Genomic DNA, 980 nt, shown 5'->3' on the forward strand with positions numbered 1-980 from the left:
CTTGAGCTGGGCACAGCCCCTGATTGGCTTGGTCAGAATGATGTGGGCAGCCTCATAGAGCGCCTCGCGCACGGAAGCGTCCCCATTTTTGCTGATCCGGCCGGAGTAATCGGTCTCGCCTGACTGGTGCTTCTTCGGCGTTAACCCGAACAGCGGCCCCGCCCGCTTCGACGAGGTGAAGCGGGAGGGATCATCGATGGCGCTGGCATAGGTCAACGAGATGACCGGCCCTACGGCCGGGGTCGACATCAGCAGCTTGGCCTTGGCATCCAGCAGCGACATTGCCCGCACCCGCTTCTCAAAACCATTGAACTCGCGCAGCAGCACCGTGTGAACCGCGAGCATCGCCGCGGCGATCGCCTCAAGGGCCGGATGGCCGGTCACCAGCTCCCCGATCCGTGTCGCAAAGCTGCGCTTCGTCGTCTTGCCGACCTTCAAGCCGAAGCCTCGCAAGATCCCCCGCAAGCTGTTCTCGATGTCCTGAAGCTTAGCCTGGATCAACTTGCGCGCGGTCAGCATAGCGCGGGTCTCCTGGGCACTCATCGACTTGCAGTGCACCGGCCGGAACCAGCCGAGCCGCATCAATTGCGCGATGTTGCGGGCGTCGTTGCGATCCGACTTCACCGGCATCGCCTTGAAGGCATTGCTCACGTGGCGTGTCTCCAGAAGCTCGACCGTGAGGCCTGCCTGCTTCATTGCCGCGTAAAGCCACTGTGACAGGGGACCCGCCTCAAGGCCGATCCTGACGAGATCGAACCCAGGCGTACGGAACCAGGCGATTAGTGCCTCCGGTTCGCTGGCTGGCTTGGCCTCCCGAACGATCTTCCCCGTCGCATCAACGACGCACACGCTAGAGCATTCCAATGACACATCGATTCCGGCATAATGGTCCATGGTCGTCTCTCCTCGATGCTTGGAGCAAGGCCTGGCCTCGACTCCGTTACACCATCAATGTGAGGGACGACCGCCAACCTTCCAGC

The 980-nt window shown here is 61.9% G+C and carries 1 protein-coding gene; it reads right to left on the bottom strand.

What is annotated here, in order from left to right:
* A partial coding sequence (locus tag QCM77_RS45910) for an IS110 family RNA-guided transposase (protein WP_462804423.1) occupies nt 1-894 on the bottom strand: 894 nt, incomplete at its 3' end.
* Between the last annotated feature and the right edge of the window lie 86 nt (nt 895-980).

This window comes from Bradyrhizobium nivariense (assembly GCF_029846695.2).
GTDB lineage: Bacteria > Pseudomonadota > Alphaproteobacteria > Rhizobiales > Xanthobacteraceae > Bradyrhizobium.